Raw genomic sequence first — 23,991 nt, 5'->3', positions numbered from 1 at the left:
GCGTCGTTGTGTGGGGCGTATTATAGGAAAAAATTAGACCTATGCAAGCACTTTTTACAAAAAAATTTAAAAAAATGATCTTTTGATTAAAACAGCAACGGTTTGAATGAAATTTAGCTGGATTTTGCTATTTAATTAATCTTTTCAAAACTCTCGGCAAATCCACAATAGAATCCAAAACATAATCTGCCAATATAACCCCTTCTTCTGTCACAGATTTTCCTGATCGAACCAGTACATTAGTTTTCACCTTTGCTCCTATTCCGGCCTTTAGATCATCCACTTTATCACCAATCATTACGGATCGAGTAGGATCAATCTTCAAGTTTTCTATTGCCTGTAATAACATTCCTGATTTCGGCTTGCGACAATTACAATTCGCTTTGTATTCACCTTTACCATCGGGATGGTGAGGACAATAATAAATACCATCTAAATCCACACCTTGTTCTGCTAATGACCAATCCATCCATTCTGTTAATTGCAAAAATTGATCTTCAGAAAAATAATCTCGTGCAATACCAGATTGGTTTGTCACCAGCACCAATAGATAACCCATTGATTTTAACTCACGTAGAGCATCAACCGCGCCATCAATAAATTTGAAATGATCAATATCATGAACATAACCATAATCAATATTTAATGTACCATCTCGATCTAAAAAAATTGCTTTATTCATTTTAACTTTCACCACTCTCTTCTATTGCACAAAATTATCCCTTTTATACTATGAATTAGCAAACTATAAGTTATAACCAATCCATCTAAAAAAGATCCCGCCACATATTGACATAGCAATCTAGACATCTAGAATACCGAAATGAATTTGAAAATAGAACAAGGGCTTATATGATTAAGCTAAATAATATTACGAAGATTTTTGAGTTAGCTGGGAAAAAACTTACTGCACTTGATAATGTTTCGTTGAAGGTCGAAAAAGGACAAATTTGTGGTGTAATTGGTGCATCCGGTGCAGGAAAAAGCACATTAATTCGGTGCGTCAACCTATTGGAAAAACCGACTAATGGCTCCGTTGTGGTGGACGGCGTAGAACTCACACAACTTTCCAACCGCGAACTGGTTCACGCACGCCGTCAAGTCGGAATGATTTTTCAACACTTCAATCTTCTCAGCTCACGTACTGTATTTGAAAATATTGCGTTGCCATTGGAATTAGAAGGAATACCAAAACCAAAAATTCAAGAAAAAATCACCGCACTTTTAGAGTTAGTGGGTTTAAAGGAAAAACGCAATGCCTATCCAAGTAATCTGTCAGGTGGGCAAAAACAGCGTGTTGCTATTGCTCGTGCATTAGCAAGCGATCCAAAAGTATTACTATGTGACGAAGCTACAAGTGCATTAGATCCTGCTACGACCCAATCTATTTTAAAATTATTAAAAGAAATCAACCGCACTTTAGGTATCACAATTTTATTGATTACCCACGAAATGGAAGTGGTAAAACAAATTTGTGATCAAGTTGCAGTAATTGATAAAGGTCGTCTTGTAGAACAAGGCACAGTGAGTGAAATCTTCTCAAATCCTAAAACCAAATTAGCTCAAGACTTTATTCGATCCACATTCCACATCACTTTACCTGATGAATATTTGGCGAACCTTACTGATACACCGAAGCATAGCAAGTCATATCCTATTATTAAATTTGAATTTACCGGTCGTTCAGTGGATGCGCCATTACTTTCACAAGCATCTAAAAAATTTGGTGTAGAACTCAGTATTTTGACATCACAAATTGATTATGCAGGTGGTGTGAAATTTGGTTATACCATCGCAGAAGTAGAAGGTGATGAAGATGCCATTACCCAAACTAAGGTCTATCTAATGGAAAACAATGTACGTGTGGAGGTGCTCGGCTATGTTCAATGATTTCTGGGCAACATTTACCCAACAGCTCACAGCACAAATGTGGGGAGTTGTTGGTTCTGCTACTTACGAAACAATCTATATTAGTTTTGCCTCTACGTTACTCGCCGTTGTAGTAGGCATACCCTTCGGTGTATGGACGTTCTTAACAGGAAAAAATGAAATTCTACAAAATACACGCACACACTTTGTATTAAATGCGATAATTAACATCGGACGCTCTATTCCTTTTATTATTTTGCTTTTAATTTTATTGCCTGTAACACGTTTTATTGTGGGGACAGTACTCGGAACTACTGCCGCAATTATTCCCCTAAGTATTTGTGCCATGCCTTTCGTGGCTCGTTTAACGGCAAATGCTTTGATGGAAATACCCAATGGTTTAACAGAAGCAGCTCAAGCTATGGGAGCAACCAAATGGCAAATTGTGCGTAAATTTTATTTGCCTGAAGCCTTGCCTGCACTCATTAACGGTATCACATTAACACTAGTAACTTTAGTGGGCTACTCCGCAATGGCAGGAACCCAAGGAGGGGGAGGTCTCGGTAGCCTAGCTATCAACTATGGCGTGTATCGTAATATGCCTTATATTACTTGGGTTGCGACAATTATCATTGTGCTTTTCGTTATGATTAGCCAAAAGATCGGTGATACACTGGCGAAAAAAGTCGATCATCGTTAATTTAAACACAACACTTCACAGGAAGGAAATTTTATGAAATTAAAAAACTTATTTGCTATCACAGCTATCGCTTCTGCTCTTATTTTAACAGGTTGCAAAGATGATAAAAAAGCACAAGTCTCTCAAGATACCCCACTTAAACTTAAAGTGGGAGTGATGTCTGGTCCTGAGCATCAAGTTGCAGAAATTGCCGCAAAAGTGGCAAAAGAAAAATATGGTTTAGAAGTACAATTCGTAGAATTTAACGACTATGCGTTACCAAATACCGCCGTTTCGACTGGTGATTTAGACGCTAATGCAATGCAGCATAAACCTTATCTAGATCAAGATGCACAAGCAAAAAATCTCAATAATTTAGTAATCGTTGGTAATTCCTTTGTTTATCCATTGGCGGGTTACTCTAAAAAGATCAAAGATGTAGGTGAATTACAAGAAGGCGCTAAAGTTGTCGTACCAAATGATCCAAGTAATCGTGGTCGGGCCTTAATTCTTCTTGAAAAACAAGGCTTAATAAAACTTAAAGATGCCAATAATTTATTTTCAACTGTGTTAGATATTGTTGACAATCCCAAAAATTTAAACATAACCGAGGTTGATACCTCTATCGCTGCACGTGCGCTAGATGATGTTGATTTAGCTGTAGTAAACAATACTTATGCAGGACAAGTTGGTTTAAACGCACAAGATAATGGCGTATTTGTGGAAGATAAAGATTCCCCATATGTGAATATCATTGTAGCTAGAACTGATAACAAGGACAGCAAGGCTGTGCAAGATTTTGTGAAATCCTATCAAACCGAAGAAGTATATCAAGAAGCGAAAAAACACTTCAAAGATGGGGTTGTAAAAGGTTGGTAATTTTCACCTAACTGTAAAAATTAACTAAATCACCATTCCTATAAAAAGTGCGGTCAAAAAAATTCCTTCCCGCACTTTTCTCTAGAAACGTTTATTATCGCCCATTATGCTCAAAATATAATACTGTTGCAGCAACACGAGAATGGACATTTAATTTTCTCAACAAATTTCTAATATGTACCTTTACCGTTTCTTCCGAAATAAATAGCTGACCTGCAATTTGTTTATTCGACAAGCCCTTTGCTATAAGACTCAAAATTCCCTTCTCACGCTCAGTTAAAGAATCCATAGGATCTTGACGATATTCACGTTCAACCAATAAATCCTTAATCGAATGACTTAAAATGACTTCACCTTGTGCAATTCGTTTAATTTGTTCAAGCAAAGTATCCGGCTCAGTATCTTTGAGTAAATAACCATCTGCACCAGCATCAATTAATGTGAAAATATCATTTTTAGCATCGGAAACCGTCAAAATTATAATACGCGCATCAATCCCCTCCGCACGCAAACCTTTAAGTGTATCCAATCCAGAAAGCCCTTTCATATTCAGATCAAGAACAATTAAGTCCGGTGAAGTCTGTAACGCAATCGAAATACCTTCGGAACCATTACCTGCATCGGCAACCACTTCAAAATTATCCTCTAATTCAAGTAGCTGTTTCATTCCACGACGCATTAACGGATGATCGTCAATGAGCAAAACCCTCAATTTTTCTTGCATATTTCCCCCCTTTAAATCTTTAAATCTCTAAATCACCCTAAACATTCACTATAAAAACTTCCCCATTCTAATCCAGATTTAATCACAATTCCAAGAAGTGTAGGAAACCTAATCAATTTTATCACTACTGTCATTAATTTAAACTTCGCCGATATTTAAAAGGAAGAATTTGGATTTGTCCTTGATGGCTATGTTGGATTTGATAAAACTGTGGATAATTAAAATTACCTGATTCAATATGATACGGATTCTCCCCACCCGCTCCTGATACTTGATAAAGTTGATTAATTTGTCTTACTTTTTCATCTTTTATACCGTCACAGTGTCGGTAAATTTCCAAGTGATTCAATTCATTCAGTAAATAAACATTGAATGTACCATCTTTGTTATCTTCAAAGAAAAATTGTAAGAACCCTTCACTTGCAAAAAGATCAATTTCTGCGGGGTGTTGGCGATCCTCATTGTGAGTCTCCGTTTTTTCATCCACTGGACTTTTCAAAACATCATCGAAATCGACCGCACTTTTCCCATCATTTTCCACTTCTTGTAGGCTAACACCGCTTTCCTCAAAGAAAAACTGCCAGTTTTTTCCTGCCACACGCAAGCGGGGGATGCCCGGCATTTGGCTTTCCCCTAAACGAATGCTAATACAACGATTCACCAATCCACTAACAAGATTACGTAATGCTCGGCGATAATGTCGGCTATAACAAAAAACCTGTACAGAACGTGGGTTATTGACACCACGATAGATTTTATTTGACAGTACTTTTAAGGCAATCAAAATAGCGTTTGGCCCTTCAAAATGCAGAGTACGGATTTCATTCCAAATATTGCGATAAGTAAAATCAATACTGCCTACAAGGTTTTGTTCCAAGGGACCAAAACTAAATAAATCACTCGCTGAAAGATGATCTTTAAATTCAGCAATGGAGGAAGTCGGATCTACGGTCAAATTCACTGCAATCACAATGTTACGAATTTCACAAGAAGCGGTTAAAGCGTCACTGCTGGTGCCGGTGACCATTCTTGAAAAAGAAAGACGTAAATCTGTGACAAAATTTCTTAAAGTTTCAATACTAATAGAAGGGCTAAATAAATGAAGCTCTGTTTCTGCAGTAATTAATCGGTTAAAGTAAGCCCACGCTACCAATGTATTGAGATTTTCAGCATATTCAATAACACGGTCTTCAGAGAACATCATTTCACTTGGGAGTTTATTAATAAAATACCAACCATCTTTGAAATGTTTATTGCCACGGACTTCCAAAAAAGAGAGATGAGGCTCTGATAAATTGCGGGAAATCTGGGTATTAAGCAAGATGATTTTGCCCGGCAATTCTTCAAATGCCGTATAAAGTTTTCGAGTAAGAATATTGATGTCCTGTGGCACCATATTTGAGCTAATTTTATGCTTACGGGCAAAATTCACTAAGTTATGGTAACTCATCATCAAAAACTTCACTAAATTTTCATGAGCCTCTTTAACTCGCTTAATTTTCCAATATGGGCGGCGATTCAATTTTTGTATTAAATCAGCGTTCCAACCCCATTCTTGTGCCAAAATTCGTATGTAATTTATACGCCAGTTACTCACTTTATGCCGAGTCAAATCTTCCGTAACCTTGATATAAAAGCAACGTCGAACAAAATCAAGACGTTTAAATTCGGAAAGTGCGGTCAAATATTCCGTTACTTTAATCAGTATTGCGATATAGGGATCAAAATGGTGTACCGGTGTGGTGTTGCCAGAAAAGAGATCTTCCTTAAACTGACGAGCGATAAGGCGAGTGTTCGGATATTCTTTGGAATACGCCTCTAATAGTAAAATCTTTAACACGGACTTATATGGCGAATCAATCCCTTTGTAAAGCTGCCACAGGCTTGCACCAAAATATTCTTTTGCAGAGAATTGCCCTAATCCGCCAAAATCCACCCAATCTTGCGGATCAAGTGTCCCTTCCTCAATACGTTTTTTGACCTCTTTTTCATAATCAACCTCATCATCTACCCATAAATGCAGCCATAGTAAAGGCTTACCCGCCAAACGAACAGCAGAACGATAAAATTCATCAAGTAACAGCATATACTGTGCCGATCCGCTGTTCTCATTTGACAGTAAATCAGCATTGTAATCTCTACGAAAACGCTGCTGATCCATCAAATAGAAATTAATTTCCACATCAAACTGCATTGCCCATTCTTTAATTTTCTGAGCTTTTTGAGATAGTAAATCCCTTTCATCTTCCGTTAAACCTTCACGATGGCAAATCCAAGTATCCAAATCAGAATAACTCGTTTGGCTAATAGCCCCAAAACTCCCCATTACGTACAAACCTAAAATAGGAGAATTTGTGCGGTAAATTTGTTGCTTAATTTGCTCATAAAAGGATGGATATTCTGCTAAAAGGAATTGCTGCTGATACGCTGATAAACTAAAACCTGCAATCCCACAAGAAGATTGAACAACATAGCCAGGTAAACACGGATGGTTTAATTGAAGTAATAAAGGAAGCAAAGATAATACATGCTGTAGCCCGTCACCGGAACCTAATAAGGCACGTTCCAAACGGCGTTTATCAAGTATTTCCACATATTTTCTTGCTTGATTGAGATCGTATTTCAATACGGCATCCTACCGGATAGAAAAAGTTGGCAATACTGTACCACTTCAAGCAAATGAAAGCAAAGAATCACTACCCAACTTGAACAACATTTGCTATATTCGGGACGCTATCTTTCATTATAAAATTTACAATTATGAAACATTCATCTATGCCAACAAAATTTAGCGGATTTGCTTGGGGTCTTGCTATTTTTTGTATGCCTGTTTTACTTTGGCCCCTTGCCTTATTAATTTCTACCGGATTTTCTAAAAACCCAATATTGACAGAGGAGCAAAGCCATCTATTTTCTACCTTTTTTTGGCTCTATCCGTTTATTCTCGCCATTGTTGCACGTATCGTTTATAAATTACACGCCAAACACCCAAATCTCGCAGTAAGATTATTAGTGCTTAGTACTATCAGCTTCTACGTCATTTTGGTTTATATTTGTCTCACAAGTGCGGTTAGTTTTTTCTAGATTGTTCAATCTTATTACTTTCGATATTCTTTCCCCTAATCATCAAACAAAATGAAAAATATAGTAGAAACAAAAATGCCGTTGATATCAACGGCATTCTAACAATCATTATTTTAGACCAACAGATTTTAGCAACTCATCCGCAGCTAAAATGCCCAATTTATTACCGGCAAGCGGGCTATCTCCAGTGAGTAAATTACGGTCTTTGTGAACTTGACCACTAATACCCTGATTAATCACTTTCATGCCCAATTGTTCCAAACGAGCGGCTAACAACCAAGGTAATTTACCCGGCATATAACCAATATCAATATTTGCACCTTCATCTAACGCATCAGGGAAAACACAAAGCTCATAACCTTTAAATGGGAAATCATTCTCAGCCTTATCTATTGAGGCAGCCACTAATGCTGCCGGACCATGACAAAGCGTAATGATAAATTTGTTATTTGCCATTGCCCAATCTAAAACACGTTTTACTTCACGACTTTCCGGAATCTTATTGAATGCGCCATGACCGCCAGGAATTAACACCGCAGCGTACGGAGAATTTTCTGCCGTAACGTCATCAATGATATCAGCTAACTTTGCAGGTTTATCCAATTTTGGCAGGTATTCATTATAGATTTCTGCCACCGCTTTATCTTCTGCCGGCATTGCCCACATTTCAAATTTAGCATGGTTACCTGAAAGTGTTGCGACATCAATTTCAAACCCGGCTTTATGAATATGAAGCATAGGTAATAAAGTCTCTACCGGATGATTACCTGTTGAAAACCATTTACCATTTTGCATTTTGCATTTTGCATTTGCAAATAACGTTCATCTGTAGCGATCATCAATACCTTTTTATTCCCAGTGTAAGTTGTTCCAAATTTCACACCGTCGAAATCAGTTACCGGGCTTGTATATTGCGATAACGAGTACTCTGATGGAAAATAGGCATCGTGTTCTGCAAAATCACGCACAGGCTTTTTACTTAATTCAGTCATTATTAAAGCTCCTAGTTTATATAAGTAAATTCTGGCGCAAATTATAATGAAAAGCATACAAATCTACTTGCCTAAAATGATATTTGTATTGCCTTTTTTGACAGATTTTTATAGATAAAAATAATTCTTAGCGGAAATTCTGCTAGAATTTTATTCGTTTCTATGTTTTATTAATTACAAAAAATGACAATAAGAAAAAATACAGAAAATCTCACCGCACTTTATCATGAGCTTATCTATAAAATTTTACCCTATATTCCTAAAGAAGGGCGAGTTTATAGTCAAATTGAAGGGTTAAGTTTCTACCGTCATGATCATCCCCATTACTCTCTACCCTGTATACAACCTCTTGGTATTGTGGTTGCCTTACAAGGACGAAAGGAAATTTCACTTGGTCATCAACATATTGGTTACGAGACAGGGCAAATTCTATTTATTGGGGCAAATCTTTCGGGCTTTTCCTATATGCCCAAATGCTCATCAGATAAACCTTTTGTAGGGTTAGCACTAGAATTTGATTTTGAACAACTTGCTCATCTCGCTTGTGAATTAGACTTGAATAATAAAGAAATAAAAAAAGAAGCACCAAATCGTATTTTCAGTTTATTTAGTGCAAATAAGAAACTGCTTGAAAGTCTTTCAAGGCTTATAGATACCTTACAAGAAGTAACATTAATTAAACCACTTTCCACTCTTATAAAACACAAAATTGCCTTAAGAATCTTCCACTCACATCCTGAATTAGTCACCTTACTAAAAGATGGCAGTACTACACGCAAAATACTTGAAATTATGGCTTGGATAAAACAAAATCCACAGGAAAAAAATACACTCACTAGCCTTGCTGAACGAGCATTGATGAGCGAATCCTCATTTCGTCAACACTTTCGCGCTATTGCCGGGATTAGTCCAATACAATTTCAAAAGCAAATTAGGTTACAGCAAGCACGAATATTTATTCTACAAGAAAAACGCCCCATTGCTGAAAGTGCTAACTTAGTCGGCTATGAAAGTATCTCACAATTTTCACGGGAGTATAAAAGATTTTTTGGAATCACCGCAAAGAAAGATAAATTGGCATGGCTAACTCAAGAAAAATACGGCTAACATAGGAATAGGGAATGGAAAATAGCACTAAAAATAACACCATTATCTATACCAAATAACTGGTAATATGAGATAAACGTAATATTAGCAGAACCGACAAAAATCTAATTCTAGGTTTATTTATAGAGAGACAGTAGATAAGTCCATATATTGAAATAAATTTATTTTATAACGAACGAGTATTTCTAGATGACGTTAAAACTCCCTTTTTGTACACTTAGTACATAATACGAGATAAATTCTTATAAAAATTGAGATATTTTTCTAATAAAACTTACTTCAATTAATCTTCAATTTTGAGCTCAAAGCAAAAAGTTTATAAATATTCAACTTTTATTAAAGTACAAAAAGCTCGCAGAATTGCGAGCTTTTTATTCTTTTATTTACTATTCCGCAGAGGCTTCTACAACTTCTGGACGGTCAACTAATTCAATGTAAGCCATTGGCGCATTATCGCCTGCACGGAAACCACATTTTAGAATGCGAGTATAACCACCAGCACGCTGAGCGAAACGTGGTCCTAATTCATTGAATAATTTCGCAACAGTTTCAATGTTACGGGTACGAGCGAATGCTAAACGACGGTTTGCAACGCTATCTTCTTTAGCTAATGTAATTAACGGTTCAACTACACGGCGTAATTCTTTAGCTTTAGGCAAAGTAGTCTTGATAATTTCATGACTAATTAAAGCACTTGCTAAGTTACGAAACATCGCTTGGCGATGACTGCTATTACGGTTTAGTTGACGACCACTCTTACGATGTCGCATGATCTTATCCTTCTCAGAAAAATCTTAACCTATGGCCAAACTAGTCTTCAGCAATACTTGCTGGTGGCCAATTTTCAAGGCGCATACCAAGTGACAAGCCACGTGAAGCGAGCACATCTTTAATTTCAGTAAGAGATTTCTTACCAAGATTAGGGGTTTTTAATAACTCAACTTCTGTACGCTGTACTAAGTCACCGATATAGTGAATTGTTTCTGCTTTTAAACAATTAGCAGAACGAACTGTCAACTCTAAATCATCAACAGGACGCAATAAAATCGGATCAAATTCCGGTTTCTCTTCCTTAACTTCAGGTTGACGAACATCACGTAAATCAACGAATGCATCGAGTTGCTCTGCTAAGATTGTTGCAGCGCGACGAATTGCATCTTCAGGATCTAAAGTACCGTTTGTTTCTAACTCAATAACTAACTTATCTAAGTCTGTTCTTTGTTCTACACGGGTCGCCTCTACATTATAAGAAATGCGATCAACCGGGCTGTAACAAGCGTCAACAAGCAAACGACCTATTGGTCGCTCATCTGCCTGAGCTCGGACTGAAGCTGGAACATATCCTCTGCCACGCTGAACACGAATACGCATACTAATAGCAGCACTATCATCAGTCAAATGGCAAATTACATGATCCGGGTTTACAATTTCAACATCACCATCATGAGTGATATCCGCTGCAACAACAGGGCCAATTCCAGATTTATTTAGTGTCAGAATAACATCATCTTTATTCTGTACTTTAACCCCTAGACCTTTGAGGTTCAAAAGCACTTCAAGAATATCTTCTTGAATACCTTCCTTACTACTATATTCGTGTAACACACCATCAATCTCAACTTCAGTCACTGCACAACCTGGCATTGAAGACAGAAGGATACGACGTAATGCATTTCCTAGAGTATGACCAAAACCTCGTTCTAACGGTTCAAGGATCACCTTAGCATGTGTTGTGCTAATTTGCTCAATATCAACTAAGTGTGGTTTTAAAAATTCTGTAACAGAACCCTGCATTTTATCCTCTCTTTGCTTTTAAGCTTAACTATTATTTTGAGTAAAGCTCAACGATCAGATGTTCGTTAATATCTGCTGATAAATCGGAACGTTCAGGAATACGCTTAAATATCCCTTCCATTTTAACAGCATCAACTTCTAACCAAGTTGGTTTTTCTCTTTGTTCTGCTAATTCCAATGATGCTTTAATACGAGCTTGTTTTTTAGATTTTTCACGAACAGCAACAACATCATTGATTGAAACTTGGAAAGATGGAATATTTACAACACGACCATTTACAACAATCGCCTTATGACTCACTAACTGACGAGCCTCTGCACGAGTTGCAGCAAATCCCATACGATAAACAACGTTATCCAATCTACCTTCTAGTAATACTAATAAATTTTCACCAGTATTACCTTTCAAACGGTTTGCCTCTTTATAATAGTTACGGAACTGACGCTCTAAGATACCATAGATACGACGAACTTTTTGTTTTTCACGTAACTGACTACCATAATCAGACAAACGTGGTTTACGAGCACCATGTTGACCAGGTGCTGTATCAATCTTACATTTTGAATCAATCGCACGCACGCCTGATTTAAGAAATAAATCAGTGCCTTCACGACGGCTTAGCTTGAGTTTAGGACCCAAATATCTTGCCATTTTCTTTCTCCAACTATCCTGATTACGCCATTAAACACGACGCTTTTTCGGTGGACGACAACCATTATGAGGAATCGGAGTCACATCAGTAATGTTCGTGATACGAAAACCCGCAGCATTTAATGCACGAATTGTTGATTCACGACCTGGACCCGGACCTTTAACCATAACTTCCAAGTTCTTTAAGCCGAACTCTTTAACGATCTCAGCACAACGTTCCGCAGCAACTTGTGCAGCAAACGGAGTAGATTTACGAGAACCACGGAAACCTGAACCGCCAGCAGTTGCCCATGCTAGAGCGTTACCTTGACGATCAGTAATAGTAACGATTGTATTATTGAAAGATGCGTGAATATGCGCAACGCCATCTACAACTTGTTTTTTTACACGTTTACGTGTACGAACTGGTGTTTTAGCCATTACTTACCCCGACTATTTTTTGATCGGCTTACGAGGACCCTTACGGGTACGCGCATTAGTTTTAGTACGTTGACCACGTACCGGTAAACTACGACGATGACGTAAACCACGGTAACAACCTAAGTCTAAAAGACGTTTGATGTTTAGTGTTACTTCACGACGTAAGTCACCCTCAACGGTAAATTTACCAACTTCGTCACGCAGTTTGTCAATCTGCTCTTCAGACAATTCTCTGATCTTAACATCTTCAGCAATACCCGCAGCAGCACAAATAGCTTTTGAACGAGTTCTACCGATACCGTAAATTGCAGTTAAAGCGATTACAGCGTGTTTATGATCAGGAATGTTAATGCCTGCAATACGGGCCACTATGCACTCCTATTTCTAAAATTAATTGGTACTCTGATCATGAAAAGCCCGTTTTCAGGATACTCAAACAGAATACCAAGGACATAAATGAGTTGAGCAGTATAACTGCTCAACCGGTTCTTTGCAAGAAAATTATCAACTAACCTTGACGTTGTTTATGCTTAGGGTCACTACACAATACGCGCACAACACCTTCACGCTTAACAATTTTACAGTTACGACACATTTTCTTTACGGAAGCACGAACTTTCATTGCTTATCCTTTTATGTTAATTGGACAATTACTGCCCGAAACCTTTAAGGTTTGCTTTTTTTAGTGCTGATTCATACTGAGACGACATTAAGTGACTCTGAACTTGCACAATGAAATCCATAATTACAACAACAACAATTAGTAAAGAGGTCCCACCAAAGTAGAACTTAACATCCCAAGCTGATGTCATAATATAAGGAACTAAACACACAAATGTTACATAAAGCCCACCAATCAAGGTTAAACGGGTCATTACTTTATCTATGTAACGAGATGTTTGCTCACCTGGTCTAATACCTGGGATAAATGCACCAGATTTCTTTAAATTATCTGCTGTATCACGCGGGTTATATTGCATCCCTGTGTAGAAGAAGCTGAAGAAAATGATTGCTATTGCATAAACGAGTAAATAAAGAGGCTGACCAGGATTCAATAACATAGATAAGTTATTTAACCATTCAAATTTATCATTTTGACCAAACCATTGTGTTAATGTGGCTGGAAATAAGATAATACTTGATGCAAAGATTGCTGGCATTACATTTGCCATATTCACTTTTAATGGCAGATGTGTTGAATGCCCTCCTAAGATCTGACGACCTTGTTGACGTTTAGCATATTCAATACGAATCCGACGTTGCCCTCTTTCTACGAACACAACAAAATAAGTCACCGCGAAAACAATTGCCGCAATTAGTAGTAAAACCAATGGATGCAGTTGTCCTTGACGAGCTTGCTCAATTGTCTGCAAAATAGCTGAAGGTAACCCCGCTACGATACCACCAAAAACTAGAATTGAAATGCCATTCCCAATTCCTCTCTCGGTAATTTGCTCACCTAACCACATTAAAAACATAGTTCCAGTGACCAAACTCACAACAGAAGTAAAGTAAAAGCTAAAGCCTACATTAGGAACTAGTCCTGGTAGCATATTTGGCAAACCTGTAGAAATTGCAACAGCTTGAATTGTAGCAAAAACTACCGTCGCATAACGCGTATATTTGGTAATTTTTCTCTGACCAGCTGCCCCTTCTTTCTTTAGTTCAGCTAAAGCAGGAGAAACCGTTGCTAGCAATTGAATCACGATAGAAGCCGAAATATATGGCATAATACCTAACGCAAGAATTGAAGCTCTGCTCAATGCACCACCAGAAAACATGTTAAACATATCAATGATGGTGCCTTTTTGTTGTTCAACTAACTGAGCTAGCACAGCAGAATCAATACCAGGAACCGGAATAAATGAACCAATACGATATACAATAAGTGCAACTAGTACAAAGAGTAATCGGCTTCTTAGCTCACTTTTACCACTATTGGTACTTCTAGTTTGATAACCTGGTTGTCTAGCCATTTGCTAATTATTCCTCAACTGAACCGCCAGCAGCTTCAATCGCTACTTTCGCACCTTTAGTCACACGTAAACCGCGAACTGTAACTGCAGATTTCACTTCTCCAGCCAAAATAACTTTAGCAAACAGAATATCTTTAGTTAATACATTTGCAGCTTTTAATGCATCTAAAGTAACAATATTACCTTCTACTTTGGTTAAATCACTTAAGCGAATCTCTGCAGTTACAGAAGCCTTCATTGAGGTGAAACCAAATTTTGGTAAACGACGATATAAAGGCATTTGACCACCCTCGAAACCTCGGCGAACTCCACCACCAGTACGAGATTTTTGCCCCTTATGACCGCGACCACCAGTCTTACCTAAACCTGAACCAATACCACGACCAAGACGTTTTGCAGTGTGCTTTGAGCCTTCAGCCGGGGATAGAGTATTTAAACGCATTTCTTACTCCTCCACTTTAACCATGTATGAAACTTGGTTAATCATACCACGTACTGCAGGTGTATCAATTAACTCAACAGTATGGTGAATATGGCGAAGACCAAGACCACGCAAGGTAGCTTTGTGCTTCGGCAAACGAGCAATTGAGCTACGAACTTGTGTTACTTTGATAGTTTTAGCCATTATTAATTACCCCAAAATTTCATCAACAGTTTTACCGCGTTTCGCAGCAACCATTTCTGGTGATTTCATATTTGCTAATGCATCAATAGTTGCACGAACAACATTAATTGGGTTAGTAGAGCCATACGCCTTAGAAAGAACGTTACGTACACCCGCAACCTCCAATACCGCACGCATTGCTCCACCCGCGATAATACCAGTACCCTCACTAGCAGGCTGCATAAATACTCTTGAGCCTGTGTGCACACCCTTAACAGGATGTTGCAAAGTACCTTCATTTAAAGTGACATTAATCATATTGCGACGTGCTTTTTCCATCGCTTTTTGGATCGCTGCTGGAACCTCGCGCGCTTTACCATAACCAAAACCTACGCGACCATTACCATCGCCTACTACGGTTAACGCAGTAAAGCTCATAATACGACCACCTTTTACAGTTTTTGATACACGGTTTACTGCGATTAGCTTCTCTTGCAGTTCACCAGCTTGTTTTTCGATGTTTGACATCTCAATTTACCTCATTAGAACTGTAGACCAGCTTCACGAGCAGCGTCCGCTAAAGTTTGGACACGACCATGATATTTAAAACCGGAACGATCAAAGGCAACAGCCTGTACGCCTTTTGCTAAGGCACGCTCTGCAACAGCTTTACCAACTACTGCTGCAGCATCCTTGTTACCGGTGTATTTTACTTGCTCACGAATTGCTTTCTCAACAGTTGAAGCAGCGGCAAGCACTTCAGAACCGTTTGGTGCAATAACTTGTGCATAGATATGACGTGGAGTACGGTGAATAACTAAACGAGTTACACCTTGCTCCTTCATCATATGACGTGCACGAGCTGCACGACGGATACGAGCTGATTTCTTATCCATAGTGTTACCTTAATTATTTCTTCTTAGCCTCTTTGATACGTACTACTTCATCAGAGTAACGTACCCCTTTACCTTTATAAGGCTCAGGACGGCGATAAGCACGAATATCTGCTGCAACTTGACCGATTAACTGCTTATCTGCACCTTTCAATACAATTTCCGTTTGAGAAGGGCATTCAGCAGTAATACCTGCAGGTAAAGTGTGCTCTACTGGGTGAGAATAGCCTAAACTTAGCGCAAGAACATTACCTTTAAGTTGAGCTCTGTAACCAACACCCACTAATACTAATTTTTTAGTGAAGCCTTCAGTAACACCAATAACCATTGCATTAACTAATGCACGAGCTGTACCCGACTGAGCATTGGCCTCAACAAATCCCTCACGAGGAGAAAAAGTTAATTGACCATTATCTTGTTTAACTTCAACTGAATTATGAATTTCGCGAGATAACTCGCCATTTTTACCTTTTACTGTTAATAGCTGACCGTCAAGTTTAACCTCAACACCGGCAGGAATATTAACAGGTGCTTTTGCAACACGAGACATTTTCCTACCTCTCTATTAAGCTACATAACAGATGATCTCACCGCCTAAACCAGCTTGACGAGCTGCACGGTCAGTCATAACACCTTTAGATGTAGAAACGACAGCAACACCTAAACCACCCATAACTTTTGGTAATTCATCTTTACGTTTGTAAATACGAAGACCAGGACGGCTCACACGTTGAATACTTTCTACAACCGGTTTACCTTGGAAATATTTTAAAGTAATTTCCAACTCAGGTTTTGCACCTTCTAAAACTTTAACGCTTTCGATATAACCTTCATCAGCTAATACATTGGCGATCGCCACTTTTAGCTTGGATGAAGGCATACTGATCGCAACTTTATTCGCAGCTTGACCGTTACGAATACGTGTCAACATATCTGCGATTGGATCTTGCATACTCATTGTACTTTTTCTCCGATTCCAAAATAAAGTGGTATATTACCAACTCGCTTTTTTAAGGCCAGGGATCTCACCGCGCATAGCAGCTTCACGAACCTTAATACGACTTAAACCAAACTTACGAAGAACGCCGTGAGGACGTCCTGTTTGGCGGCAGCGGTTACGTTGACGAGACGGACTAGAATCACGTGGTAAAGATTGTAACTTTAACACAGCATTCCAACGATCTTCATCAGAGGCATTTACATCAGAAATGATTTTCTTTAATTCTACGCGTTTAGCATAGAATTTCTCAGCCAATTTAACGCGTTTTACATCGCGTGCTTTCATTGATTGTTTAGCCATTATAACCTGCCTTATTTACGGAATGGGAAATTAAAGGCAGCAAGTAGTGCTTGACCTTCTTCATCATTCTTAGCAGTGGTTGTGATAGTGATATCTAAACCACGCACACGATCTACTTTATCGTAGTCGATTTCTGGAAAGATGATTTGTTCACGCACACCCATGCTGTAGTTACCACGACCATCAAATGACTTCGCACTTAAACCACGGAAGTCACGGATACGTGGAACAGCAATTGTAATTAAACGTTCAAAGAACTCCCACATACGCTCACCACGTAGTGTTACTTTACAACCGATTGGATACCCTTGACGGATTTTAAAGCCAGCAACAGACTTGCGAGCTTTAGTTACTAAAGGTTTTTGACCGCTAATTGCTGCTAAATCCGCTACTGCGTTGTCCAGCAATTTTTTATCGGTCAATGCTTCACCCACACCCATATTCAGGGTAATCTTTTCGATTCGTGGGACTTGCATGACAGATTTGTAGCCGAATTTATTTTTTAATTCGTTTACTACTTGATCTCTGTAGTAATCATGCAGTTTCGCCATCGCATTACTCCAGTTTGTTAGATAATTTCATTGTTAGACTTAAAGAAACGCACTTTTTTACCTTCTTCAAATCTAAAACCTACACGGTCAGCTTTATTTGTTTTTGGATTAAAAATCGCAACATTTGAAACATCAATTGCTGCTTCTTTTTTCACTAAGCCACCAGCTTTACCTAAGGCAGGAACCGGTTTTTCATGTTTAGTGATAATATTGATACCTTCAACAAATACCTTACCATTTGGTAACACTTTAGTTACCTTACCACGCTTGCCTTTATCTTTACCAGCAAGCACGATTACTTCATCGTTTTGACGAATTTTTGCAGCCATTTGTCACTTCTCCTTACAGTACTTCTGGTGCCAAAGAAATGATCTTCATAAACTTCTCAGAACGAAGTTCACGAGTCACAGGTCCAAAAATACGAGTACCGATTGGTTGCTCAGTGTTATTGTTTAAAATCACACAAGCATTGCCATCGAAGCGAATGACTGATCCATCTGGGCGACGAACACCCTTCTTGGTGCGCACAACAACTGCTTTTAACACATCACCTTTTTTCACTTTACCGCGTGGAATTGCTTCTTTTACAGTAATTTTGATAATGTCGCCAACTGCAGCATAACGACGGTGCGATCCACCTAGAACCTTGATACACATTACGCTGCGAGCGCCTGAGTTATCAGCAACATCCAGCATAGTCTGTTCTTGGATCATATTAGTGCTCCGTTAAATTTAAAAAAACACCCTTTTCGGGACGAACCTCTTACATAATAGACACATAAGAGGTTGCGGAATATAGCATAACACCCTAACCAAATCAATAATATTTTGTGGATTCAATATAAAAAGAATAAAGGGAAATTGTATTTTTCATAATGTGACTTGGGGAAAATATTGTTCTGTTATATCCACCAAATCCATTAAAGAAATTAACCGCACTTTACTTTCCTCCGGCAAAAGTGCCGTTAAATTTCTCGCTATAACATCAGGCTCTATAGCGAAACATTTCCCTTCACAAGATTCAAAATACTGAGGATATTTAATCGCGAGTAATACGCCATCTTGCCAAAGTACAACGGCATCATTTTCCGTTACAGAAGACAGGAAAGTGACTAACTCATCATTATCGTAACTGCTTTGAGAAAAACAATAGAGCATACATATTCCTTAAAATGTTAGTACTTTCTCAGCTTGATGTAATTTCTTCATCAACAAACTACGATCAATGTTTTCTACGGATAAAATTAAACTTTCTTCACTTATTTTTAATTTTTCAAGGGAATTTTGACAAATAAAACGCTGCTTAATACCATACAAATCCAGTAGCTTAAACATCCGAATAAAATCCTTTTGAAGCAATAATTCGGGGCGTTGCTCCTTTAGTAGATTAAGCATACCATCATCAACAAAGAATACCCCGATATCCTCTTCATCACAAAATGCCGTCGCCGCTAATAAAGCCTCCAATCCTTCCCTTGCTTTCGATGAACCATGTGGCGCGGAACGAAACAAAAAGGCAATTTTCATAGTGTAATGAGCCTATCCGATTTTAATACTGCAGCCATAAACTCTCCTAAACCGGCAATCGTAAAACCCTCTGCCAAATTTTGTTTAGCCCTATTATTTGCTGTCATCTTGTCCACAATCCCCCGACGCTGTGAAGCAGCTACACATAAATGTAAAGGGATTGCATTCTGCTTAGAAAAAACCTGCCAATATTGCTGTAAATTTATTTCATCATTTGCGGGATAAACAAAATCATTGCCATTGGTTACACCTTCTTGGAAAAAGAAGATCTGTGTAATAGTATGCCCCTTTTTAATTAATGTTTCTGCAAATTGGTAGGCAAAATATGCCCCCTGTTTACCATAAATAGGGCTTTTAACCGCAATCACATAATTCATTATTCTTGATCTTGTTTAATTTGACGAATATAAAGGTACACGGTGTGACGAGAAATATTTAAACGTTCTGCGACCAAATTAATCGCATCCTTAATATCAAAAATACCTTTTTCGTATAAGGAAATAACAATTTGACGGTTTTTATTATTATTCGCTACCATACGATCTGTGTTCACTTCTTCAATGGTTTTCTCAATAGTTTGGGAAACTAAATCTTCGACCGAGCTGGCAAAATTCACAGAGGATGTTTCCTCCACCTCAATGGCGGGCATAAAAGACTGGATAAATTGTGAAATAGGCACATCAAGGTTAATATTGATACATAACAATCCGATCATTCGTTGATGTTTATTACGAATAGCGATCGTAACCGACTTCATCAAGACATTGCCCTTAGCCCTTGTAAAATAGGGTTGAGAAACACTCTCACTTTGCATATTACGCAAAGAACGCAATGCCCAATCTGTAATAGGCGATCCCACTTGCCGATTTGTATTATGCCCATTTGCAATGCAAATAGCAGAATGTTCAATATCTTCTAAGGAATGCAAAACAATCTCACAATGCTCACCGATAAGCGCACTTACACCATCGACCACCGCTTTGTAAGAATTTAAAATCGTGCGATCTTCATCAGTGAAAATATGTTTATTCTGTAACATAAGCAATACCCTAATCTACACTAAAAATGACCGCACTTTATGCGCTATAACAGGAATAATAAAGCACAAGCAGGGCGCTTGTGCTTCCATAAAAATTATCCATTATTTTGTTTTTGGATTCACATCTAACACTTCAACGTCAAAATAGAGTGTAGCATTTGGTGGAATAGAGGCCCCCGCCCCTTGTTTACCATAAGCTAATTCCGGAGGGAGTACCAACTCAATTTTGCCGCCTTTTTTCACTAATTGAAGCCCTTCAGTCCAGCCTTTCACGACTTGATCTAAACGAAACTCTGCCGGTTGACCACGCTCTACCGAACTATCAAAGATATCACCGTTTGGCAATTTGCCTGTGTAATGCACTTTTACCGTATCCGTTGGCTTAATCACCTCACCTTTTCCGGCCTCAACAACACGATATAATAAACCGGATTTTGTGGTTTTCACGCCCTCTTTTTTGGCAAACTCCGTACGGTATTTGTCTCCTTCATCTTGTGCTTTCTGTGCAATTTCTTTTATTTTCGCCTGTTCACGGACAATGATTTTTTGTTGAAATTGCTCTAAAGTTTGGCTCAATTCACCAATCTTTTCTTCACTAAATTTACCTTTCAATACATCATCCACTGCTTTATTTACCTGCGCTTCGTTTAATTTAATCCCACCTTGCTCCGCCATTAATTTTGCTTGTGTCATAGAATAGGCAGCTAAAGCATAAGAGACATCATCATTAAATTTTGCCTCCGTCTTTTCATCTGCAAAAACTGCACTGGAAACAACCGCACTTACCATTAATGCCGCCAATGAAATTTTTTGAATTTTTAACATTGTTATTAATCCTTTATAATAGAAAATTGCCGAATAGATTAAATCGGATTTAAGCTATTCTCAACTTTTTTTTAAAATTTAGAGAAAAATCATGCAAATTCAACAAATGTTAGAAAATCGCATTACTGAACTTGAAACGAAAGTCGCATTTCAAGAGCAATTGTTAGAGGAGTTAAACCAAGCATTAGTTCAACAACAATTTGATATGGATAAAATGCAGCTGCAGTTACGTTATATGGCGAATAAATTGAAGGATTTCCAACCCTCAAATATTGCCAGCCAAGCAGAAGAAACCCCTCCGCCGCACTACTGAAAAAAATGGATAATCAACAATGATTATCCATTTCTACTTGTGATTATTTCACCAGGCTAAACGACAGATCTTGATAAACTTTTCCCATAATCTGGATTTGCAACTTATATTTACCCAGCGGATCCGTTTCATCAAAATGCCAACATCTGACCAAACGTCTGCCTTGATCCGAAGTTGCTAATGTCGTGCGAATCACATTCACTTTACCATTTTGTGAGGTTGATACTTGAGAACCTTTTGAGGTAACCATTTGTTTTGCCGGTGCTTTTAATGTTTCAATCGTGCTCACTGCCTCAGTGAACAGTCCTTCGGCAATCCAACAAAGTCGAAGATTAGATTTATGACGTGATAATTCTGTTGTTTTAAGATCAGTGAAAGGCTCAGTTGAAGTATCAAACACAGAAAGGTAAATTTCTGACACCGCCTTTTTTTGCTCTTTTTTATTTTCTGCAGTATTGGCTATCGCCATATTTACAGAACCAAATAGCATTGTCGCAATAGACAAGAAATAAAGTATTTTTTTCATTTTTTCCTTCAATCAATAAAATAACCTAAAATCGACCGCACTTTTATTGCACGACCATCATACCAATGCAGCCCATATCAGCAAGCATGAGATTTGACGCACCAAAAATAAAAGGATAGCTATTTGAAGAAGGCTGATCAAAACGCACTAAAATTTGCGTTTTTCCTCTCACCCACACAGTATCTTTCCAAGCTAACTCACTCTCTTTCGACACACCATTCTCATTACTTTCTACGATAAATTTCGCCCCTTGAAGGGTAAACCCAACCGGTAGAGAACTGGTTAAAATCCAGCGTTCCACCGAGCCTTGTTTTGCCACCACATCCACACGACGAGGATCAAAACGTTGCTGATTAATTAAACCGCCGGTGACATCCAAAACAAATGTTCGCTCTCGTTCAACTTTTGCATTTAGCATCGACACCGCATCTGTCTCAAATTTTACGTCCATTTTTTGAGCAAAAGAGGAGAAATCACCTTGAGGGCGTAATTCTAATACGGTATTTTCCACTAATTCACCGTCAGAGGAAAACACCTGTTTCACTTTGTCAAAAATACCCCGTTTATGCCCTGAAATCAGCGAAACATTGCCACCTTCACTTAAATTAATTAAGATTTCTGTTCGCTCGCCCGGAGCCAAAATAAAGGATTTCACCACGTTGCCTTGAGGAAGAAAGCCTAAATCTTTTGCAATCACCGTGATGTCTTGATCGTTATCCAAACGCAGATCATAAGCCCGAGCCAAAGAGGCGTTGAGCAAACGCAATCTCACCCAGCCACGAGGCACATCTAAATAGGGGGATTCCAAACCATTGACCAATAAGCGATTCCCCACAAAGTGCGGTTGATTTTGTTTGAATAATTGTAGCCCTTCACTATTAAATTCCATATCCTGTAAAATTAACGGAATATCGTCTACGCCATATTTACGGGGAAGCGTGGATTTAACACTTTGCTCATCTTCAATCAACCACATTCCTACTAAACCCCGATAGGTTTGATAGGCTGAGTTAGCCAATGTCGCCGAGCGATACCAACAAGTGGCGGCGGGTTGTTCAATCGGCACAATCGGCGCCCAAGATTCCTTTTTTTTAAGCACTCGTGCTGCCCCACCAAACAACTCACCGGAAGCTTGCAAACCTTGAATAGAAAGGGAAACCTGTTGAGGTAAATTATTATGATAATTGAGTTTCGCAAAACTGCCCGATTTAATTTTGATTGTCGGTCCTAAATAATTACCGTTAAAGCCCCACACGCTGACCTGATGTTCACCGTCTAATTTATATCCCGTTTCTTCCATGGTCAGAATAATCGGGCGACCACGGCGTACTTCAACCAACGGTGGCACAACCAATTTTGGTTGTGCCGCAGCAATTAAAGGTGTCGGCACGGTGATAAGTGCGGTGGAAATTGCACTTGTTTTTAGCAACTGTCGGCGGGAAAGTTTAAGCATTTGAACTTTCCTTACCTTGATGGGCTTGCATAATTTCCGCATCTAATTCTGCAATACGCTTTTCCATCAAATCGTGGCAATATGTGGCTAAATCCCGCACGGTTTCTTTGCTATAACCGCTCGTATCAATCGGCGCCATCATTTCGCAAATCACCTTGCCGTTATCCCAACGATTTAAATTGATTTTGTTATGTGTCGTGGAACACACCACCGGAATAATCGGAACACCGGCGGCAACCGCAGCATAAAATGCACCGGTTTTAAACGGTAACAATCCCCGCCCACGGCTTCTCGTACCTTCAGGAAACATCCAAATAGAAAGGTTGTCTTTATTAATTCGCTCTGCAAGTTGAGTCATTGTGCCATGAGCTTTAGAACGATTTTCCCGATCCAAAAAAACATTTCCCGTTACCCAATACAAAATACCGAAAAACGGTATCCAAATCAGACTTTTCTTCCCAACACTCACGGTTCGAGGTTGCACCATATAAGAAATCGTCACCATATCGTAGTTATTTTGGTGATTACCAATATAAATCGCCCGCCCAAGGTTGTCTTTATTTTCCGGAAAACGGTGTTCCACTTGCAACCCGAAAAGCGGGAACAAACGCCCAAACCATCGAGCCATCACACCTACATTGCTGGGATTTTTAAAGCGGATAAAGGAATAAATCGTGCCAAGCACACAAATTAAAATACAGCAAATCACCACAATGAGGATTCGAATCAGTTTTAACATATCAATACCTATGAGAAAATTTCGCGGAAGTATAGCAAATTAGAA

The 23,991-nt window shown here is 38.6% G+C and carries 36 protein-coding genes; 6 read left to right on the top strand and 30 right to left on the bottom strand.

Annotated features, from left to right (window positions below; translation table 11 throughout):
* Window positions 1–127: 127 nt before the first annotated feature.
* A complete protein-coding gene (gmhB, locus tag E4T92_RS10365) occupies window positions 128–682 on the bottom strand; it encodes a D-glycero-beta-D-manno-heptose 1,7-bisphosphate 7-phosphatase (protein ID WP_077542399.1) in 555 nt (184 codons plus the stop codon).
* Window positions 683–852: 170 nt separating this feature from the next.
* On the opposite strand from gmhB, the gene metN reads away from it, so the two are divergent.
* The 3 genes from metN to E4T92_RS10350 are packed head-to-tail and all read left to right on the top strand — an operon-like array spanning window position 853 to window position 3,427.
* A complete protein-coding gene (gene metN, locus E4T92_RS10360; protein ID WP_135094700.1) occupies window positions 853–1,890 on the top strand; it encodes a methionine ABC transporter ATP-binding protein MetN in 1,038 nt (345 codons plus the stop codon).
* Entirely contained in the window at window positions 1,880–2,569 is a 690-nt protein-coding gene (locus E4T92_RS10355) for a methionine ABC transporter permease (RefSeq protein WP_135094698.1), read from the top strand. The genes metN and E4T92_RS10355 overlap by 11 nt, the downstream gene beginning before the upstream one ends.
* Window positions 2,570–2,602: 33 nt before the next feature.
* Complete coding sequence (locus E4T92_RS10350; protein WP_135094696.1) at window positions 2,603–3,427, top strand: MetQ/NlpA family lipoprotein; 825 nt, start codon at window positions 2,603–2,605, stop codon at window positions 3,425–3,427.
* A 94-nt stretch (window positions 3,428–3,521) separates the two neighbouring features.
* Here the strand turns inward: E4T92_RS10350 and narL are convergent, their stop codons facing one another.
* Together narL and E4T92_RS10340 are read right to left on the bottom strand one after the other, a co-directional pair.
* Window positions 3,522–4,151 carry a two-component system response regulator NarL gene (gene narL, locus E4T92_RS10345; protein WP_135094694.1) on the bottom strand — a complete coding sequence of 210 codons (630 nt, stop codon included), beginning with the start codon at window positions 4,149–4,151 and terminating at the stop codon, window positions 3,522–3,524.
* Between the two features lie 133 nt (window positions 4,152–4,284).
* The gene (locus tag E4T92_RS10340; protein WP_135094692.1) at window positions 4,285–6,777 is read right to left on the bottom strand and encodes a class I adenylate cyclase; all 2,493 of its coding nucleotides are present in this window, start codon (window positions 6,775–6,777) and stop codon (window positions 4,285–4,287) included.
* A 134-nt stretch (window positions 6,778–6,911) separates the two neighbouring features.
* On the opposite strand from E4T92_RS10340, the gene E4T92_RS10335 reads away from it, so the two are divergent.
* Window positions 6,912–7,235 (top strand): DUF5389 family protein, encoded by a 324-nt coding sequence (locus E4T92_RS10335; RefSeq protein ID WP_077542391.1) that lies wholly within the window; start codon window positions 6,912–6,914, stop codon window positions 7,233–7,235.
* Window positions 7,236–7,343: 108 nt separating this feature from the next.
* Here the strand turns inward: E4T92_RS10335 and E4T92_RS10330 are convergent, their stop codons facing one another.
* Window positions 7,344–8,030 (bottom strand): DJ-1/PfpI family protein, encoded by a 687-nt coding sequence (locus E4T92_RS10330; protein WP_228063599.1) that lies wholly within the window; start codon window positions 8,028–8,030, stop codon window positions 7,344–7,346.
* A complete protein-coding gene (locus E4T92_RS11290; protein ID WP_228063598.1) occupies window positions 7,988–8,227 on the bottom strand; it encodes a hypothetical protein in 240 nt (79 codons plus the stop codon). The genes E4T92_RS10330 and E4T92_RS11290 overlap by 43 nt, the downstream gene beginning before the upstream one ends.
* A gap of 183 nt (window positions 8,228–8,410) precedes the next feature.
* On the opposite strand from E4T92_RS11290, the gene E4T92_RS10325 reads away from it, so the two are divergent.
* On the top strand, window positions 8,411–9,334 hold the full coding sequence (locus tag E4T92_RS10325) for an AraC family transcriptional regulator (RefSeq protein ID WP_135094690.1): 924 nt from the start codon (window positions 8,411–8,413) through the stop codon (window positions 9,332–9,334).
* Window positions 9,335–9,720: 386 nt separating this feature from the next.
* Here the strand turns inward: E4T92_RS10325 and rplQ are convergent, their stop codons facing one another.
* From rplQ to E4T92_RS10215, 22 genes are all read right to left on the bottom strand, one after another.
* A complete protein-coding gene (gene rplQ / locus E4T92_RS10320; protein WP_077542388.1) occupies window positions 9,721–10,104 on the bottom strand; it encodes a 50S ribosomal protein L17 in 384 nt (127 codons plus the stop codon).
* A gap of 40 nt (window positions 10,105–10,144) precedes the next feature.
* The gene (rpoA, locus tag E4T92_RS10315; RefSeq protein WP_077542387.1) at window positions 10,145–11,128 is read right to left on the bottom strand and encodes a DNA-directed RNA polymerase subunit alpha; all 984 of its coding nucleotides are present in this window, start codon (window positions 11,126–11,128) and stop codon (window positions 10,145–10,147) included.
* 31 nt (window positions 11,129–11,159) lie between these two features.
* Window positions 11,160–11,780: a 30S ribosomal protein S4 gene (gene rpsD / locus E4T92_RS10310; RefSeq protein ID WP_077542386.1), complete on the bottom strand. Its 621-nt coding sequence runs from the start codon at window positions 11,778–11,780 to the stop codon at window positions 11,160–11,162.
* Between the two features lie 30 nt (window positions 11,781–11,810).
* Window positions 11,811–12,200, bottom strand: coding sequence for a 30S ribosomal protein S11 (gene rpsK / locus E4T92_RS10305; RefSeq protein WP_077415376.1), 390 nt, complete (start codon window positions 12,198–12,200; stop codon window positions 11,811–11,813).
* A 12-nt stretch (window positions 12,201–12,212) separates the two neighbouring features.
* A complete protein-coding gene (rpsM, locus tag E4T92_RS10300) occupies window positions 12,213–12,569 on the bottom strand; it encodes a 30S ribosomal protein S13 (RefSeq protein WP_077542385.1) in 357 nt (118 codons plus the stop codon).
* Between the two features lie 139 nt (window positions 12,570–12,708).
* The gene (rpmJ, locus tag E4T92_RS10295) at window positions 12,709–12,822 is read right to left on the bottom strand and encodes a 50S ribosomal protein L36 (RefSeq protein WP_005625868.1); all 114 of its coding nucleotides are present in this window, start codon (window positions 12,820–12,822) and stop codon (window positions 12,709–12,711) included.
* 28 nt (window positions 12,823–12,850) lie between these two features.
* The gene (gene secY, locus E4T92_RS10290; protein ID WP_135094688.1) at window positions 12,851–14,176 is read right to left on the bottom strand and encodes a preprotein translocase subunit SecY; all 1,326 of its coding nucleotides are present in this window, start codon (window positions 14,174–14,176) and stop codon (window positions 12,851–12,853) included.
* A gap of 7 nt (window positions 14,177–14,183) precedes the next feature.
* Window positions 14,184–14,618 (bottom strand): 50S ribosomal protein L15, encoded by a 435-nt coding sequence (gene rplO, locus E4T92_RS10285; RefSeq protein ID WP_135094686.1) that lies wholly within the window; start codon window positions 14,616–14,618, stop codon window positions 14,184–14,186.
* A gap of 3 nt (window positions 14,619–14,621) precedes the next feature.
* Window positions 14,622–14,801, bottom strand: a complete 180-nt coding sequence (rpmD, locus tag E4T92_RS10280; RefSeq protein WP_005693169.1) for a 50S ribosomal protein L30 — start codon at window positions 14,799–14,801, stop codon at window positions 14,622–14,624.
* A gap of 6 nt (window positions 14,802–14,807) precedes the next feature.
* Window positions 14,808–15,308, bottom strand: a complete 501-nt coding sequence (gene rpsE / locus E4T92_RS10275; RefSeq protein WP_077426962.1) for a 30S ribosomal protein S5 — start codon at window positions 15,306–15,308, stop codon at window positions 14,808–14,810.
* 14 nt (window positions 15,309–15,322) lie between these two features.
* On the bottom strand, window positions 15,323–15,676 hold the full coding sequence (rplR, locus tag E4T92_RS10270) for a 50S ribosomal protein L18 (RefSeq protein ID WP_077542382.1): 354 nt from the start codon (window positions 15,674–15,676) through the stop codon (window positions 15,323–15,325).
* Between the two features lie 13 nt (window positions 15,677–15,689).
* Window positions 15,690–16,223: a 50S ribosomal protein L6 gene (gene rplF, locus E4T92_RS10265; protein ID WP_135094684.1), complete on the bottom strand. Its 534-nt coding sequence runs from the start codon at window positions 16,221–16,223 to the stop codon at window positions 15,690–15,692.
* A gap of 15 nt (window positions 16,224–16,238) precedes the next feature.
* Window positions 16,239–16,631: a 30S ribosomal protein S8 gene (gene rpsH, locus E4T92_RS10260; RefSeq protein ID WP_077542380.1), complete on the bottom strand. Its 393-nt coding sequence runs from the start codon at window positions 16,629–16,631 to the stop codon at window positions 16,239–16,241.
* Between the two features lie 36 nt (window positions 16,632–16,667).
* Window positions 16,668–16,973 carry a 30S ribosomal protein S14 gene (gene rpsN / locus E4T92_RS10255; RefSeq protein WP_077415358.1) on the bottom strand — a complete coding sequence of 102 codons (306 nt, stop codon included), beginning with the start codon at window positions 16,971–16,973 and terminating at the stop codon, window positions 16,668–16,670.
* Between the two features lie 11 nt (window positions 16,974–16,984).
* Window positions 16,985–17,524, bottom strand: a complete 540-nt coding sequence (gene rplE / locus E4T92_RS10250; RefSeq protein ID WP_005695093.1) for a 50S ribosomal protein L5 — start codon at window positions 17,522–17,524, stop codon at window positions 16,985–16,987.
* A gap of 17 nt (window positions 17,525–17,541) precedes the next feature.
* Window positions 17,542–17,853, bottom strand: a complete 312-nt coding sequence (rplX, locus tag E4T92_RS10245) for a 50S ribosomal protein L24 (RefSeq protein WP_077542379.1) — start codon at window positions 17,851–17,853, stop codon at window positions 17,542–17,544.
* Window positions 17,854–17,866: 13 nt separating this feature from the next.
* The gene (gene rplN, locus E4T92_RS10240) at window positions 17,867–18,238 is read right to left on the bottom strand and encodes a 50S ribosomal protein L14 (protein WP_077415353.1); all 372 of its coding nucleotides are present in this window, start codon (window positions 18,236–18,238) and stop codon (window positions 17,867–17,869) included.
* A gap of 156 nt (window positions 18,239–18,394) precedes the next feature.
* On the bottom strand, window positions 18,395–18,682 hold the full coding sequence (locus E4T92_RS10235) for a DsrH/TusB family sulfur metabolism protein (protein ID WP_135094682.1): 288 nt from the start codon (window positions 18,680–18,682) through the stop codon (window positions 18,395–18,397).
* Between the two features lie 9 nt (window positions 18,683–18,691).
* Window positions 18,692–19,051 carry a sulfurtransferase complex subunit TusC gene (tusC, locus tag E4T92_RS10230; protein WP_135094680.1) on the bottom strand — a complete coding sequence of 120 codons (360 nt, stop codon included), beginning with the start codon at window positions 19,049–19,051 and terminating at the stop codon, window positions 18,692–18,694.
* Window positions 19,048–19,428 (bottom strand): sulfurtransferase complex subunit TusD, encoded by a 381-nt coding sequence (gene tusD, locus E4T92_RS10225; protein ID WP_135094678.1) that lies wholly within the window; start codon window positions 19,426–19,428, stop codon window positions 19,048–19,050. The genes tusC and tusD overlap by 4 nt, the downstream gene beginning before the upstream one ends.
* Window positions 19,428–20,090, bottom strand: coding sequence for a transcriptional regulator (locus tag E4T92_RS10220; protein ID WP_077542375.1), 663 nt, complete (start codon window positions 20,088–20,090; stop codon window positions 19,428–19,430). Before E4T92_RS10220 ends, tusD begins: the two co-directional genes overlap by 1 nt.
* A gap of 102 nt (window positions 20,091–20,192) precedes the next feature.
* Window positions 20,193–20,915, bottom strand: a complete 723-nt coding sequence (locus E4T92_RS10215) for an FKBP-type peptidyl-prolyl cis-trans isomerase (RefSeq protein ID WP_135094676.1) — start codon at window positions 20,913–20,915, stop codon at window positions 20,193–20,195.
* A 91-nt stretch (window positions 20,916–21,006) separates the two neighbouring features.
* On the opposite strand from E4T92_RS10215, the gene E4T92_RS10210 reads away from it, so the two are divergent.
* Window positions 21,007–21,228, top strand: a complete 222-nt coding sequence (locus E4T92_RS10210; RefSeq protein ID WP_135094674.1) for a SlyX family protein — start codon at window positions 21,007–21,009, stop codon at window positions 21,226–21,228.
* A 43-nt stretch (window positions 21,229–21,271) separates the two neighbouring features.
* Here the strand turns inward: E4T92_RS10210 and E4T92_RS10205 are convergent, their stop codons facing one another.
* From E4T92_RS10205 to E4T92_RS10195, 3 genes are read right to left on the bottom strand one after another with little or no spacing between them, the layout of a single operon-like run.
* Entirely contained in the window at window positions 21,272–21,754 is a 483-nt protein-coding gene (locus E4T92_RS10205; protein ID WP_135094672.1) for a hypothetical protein, read from the bottom strand.
* A 43-nt stretch (window positions 21,755–21,797) separates the two neighbouring features.
* A complete protein-coding gene (locus E4T92_RS10200) occupies window positions 21,798–23,207 on the bottom strand; it encodes a multicopper oxidase domain-containing protein (RefSeq protein ID WP_135094670.1) in 1,410 nt (469 codons plus the stop codon).
* Complete coding sequence (locus E4T92_RS10195; RefSeq protein WP_135094668.1) at window positions 23,200–23,946, bottom strand: 1-acylglycerol-3-phosphate O-acyltransferase; 747 nt, start codon at window positions 23,944–23,946, stop codon at window positions 23,200–23,202. The genes E4T92_RS10200 and E4T92_RS10195 overlap by 8 nt, the downstream gene beginning before the upstream one ends.
* Window positions 23,947–23,991: the final 45 nt, after the last annotated feature.

Origin of the sequence: Pasteurella sp. WM03, assembly GCF_004570945.1 — a bacterium.
Classification (GTDB): Bacteria; Pseudomonadota; Gammaproteobacteria; order Enterobacterales; family Pasteurellaceae; genus Rodentibacter.
Note: the sequence above shows the minus strand (reverse complement) of the source record. Positions and strands in the feature narration are given on the sequence as shown.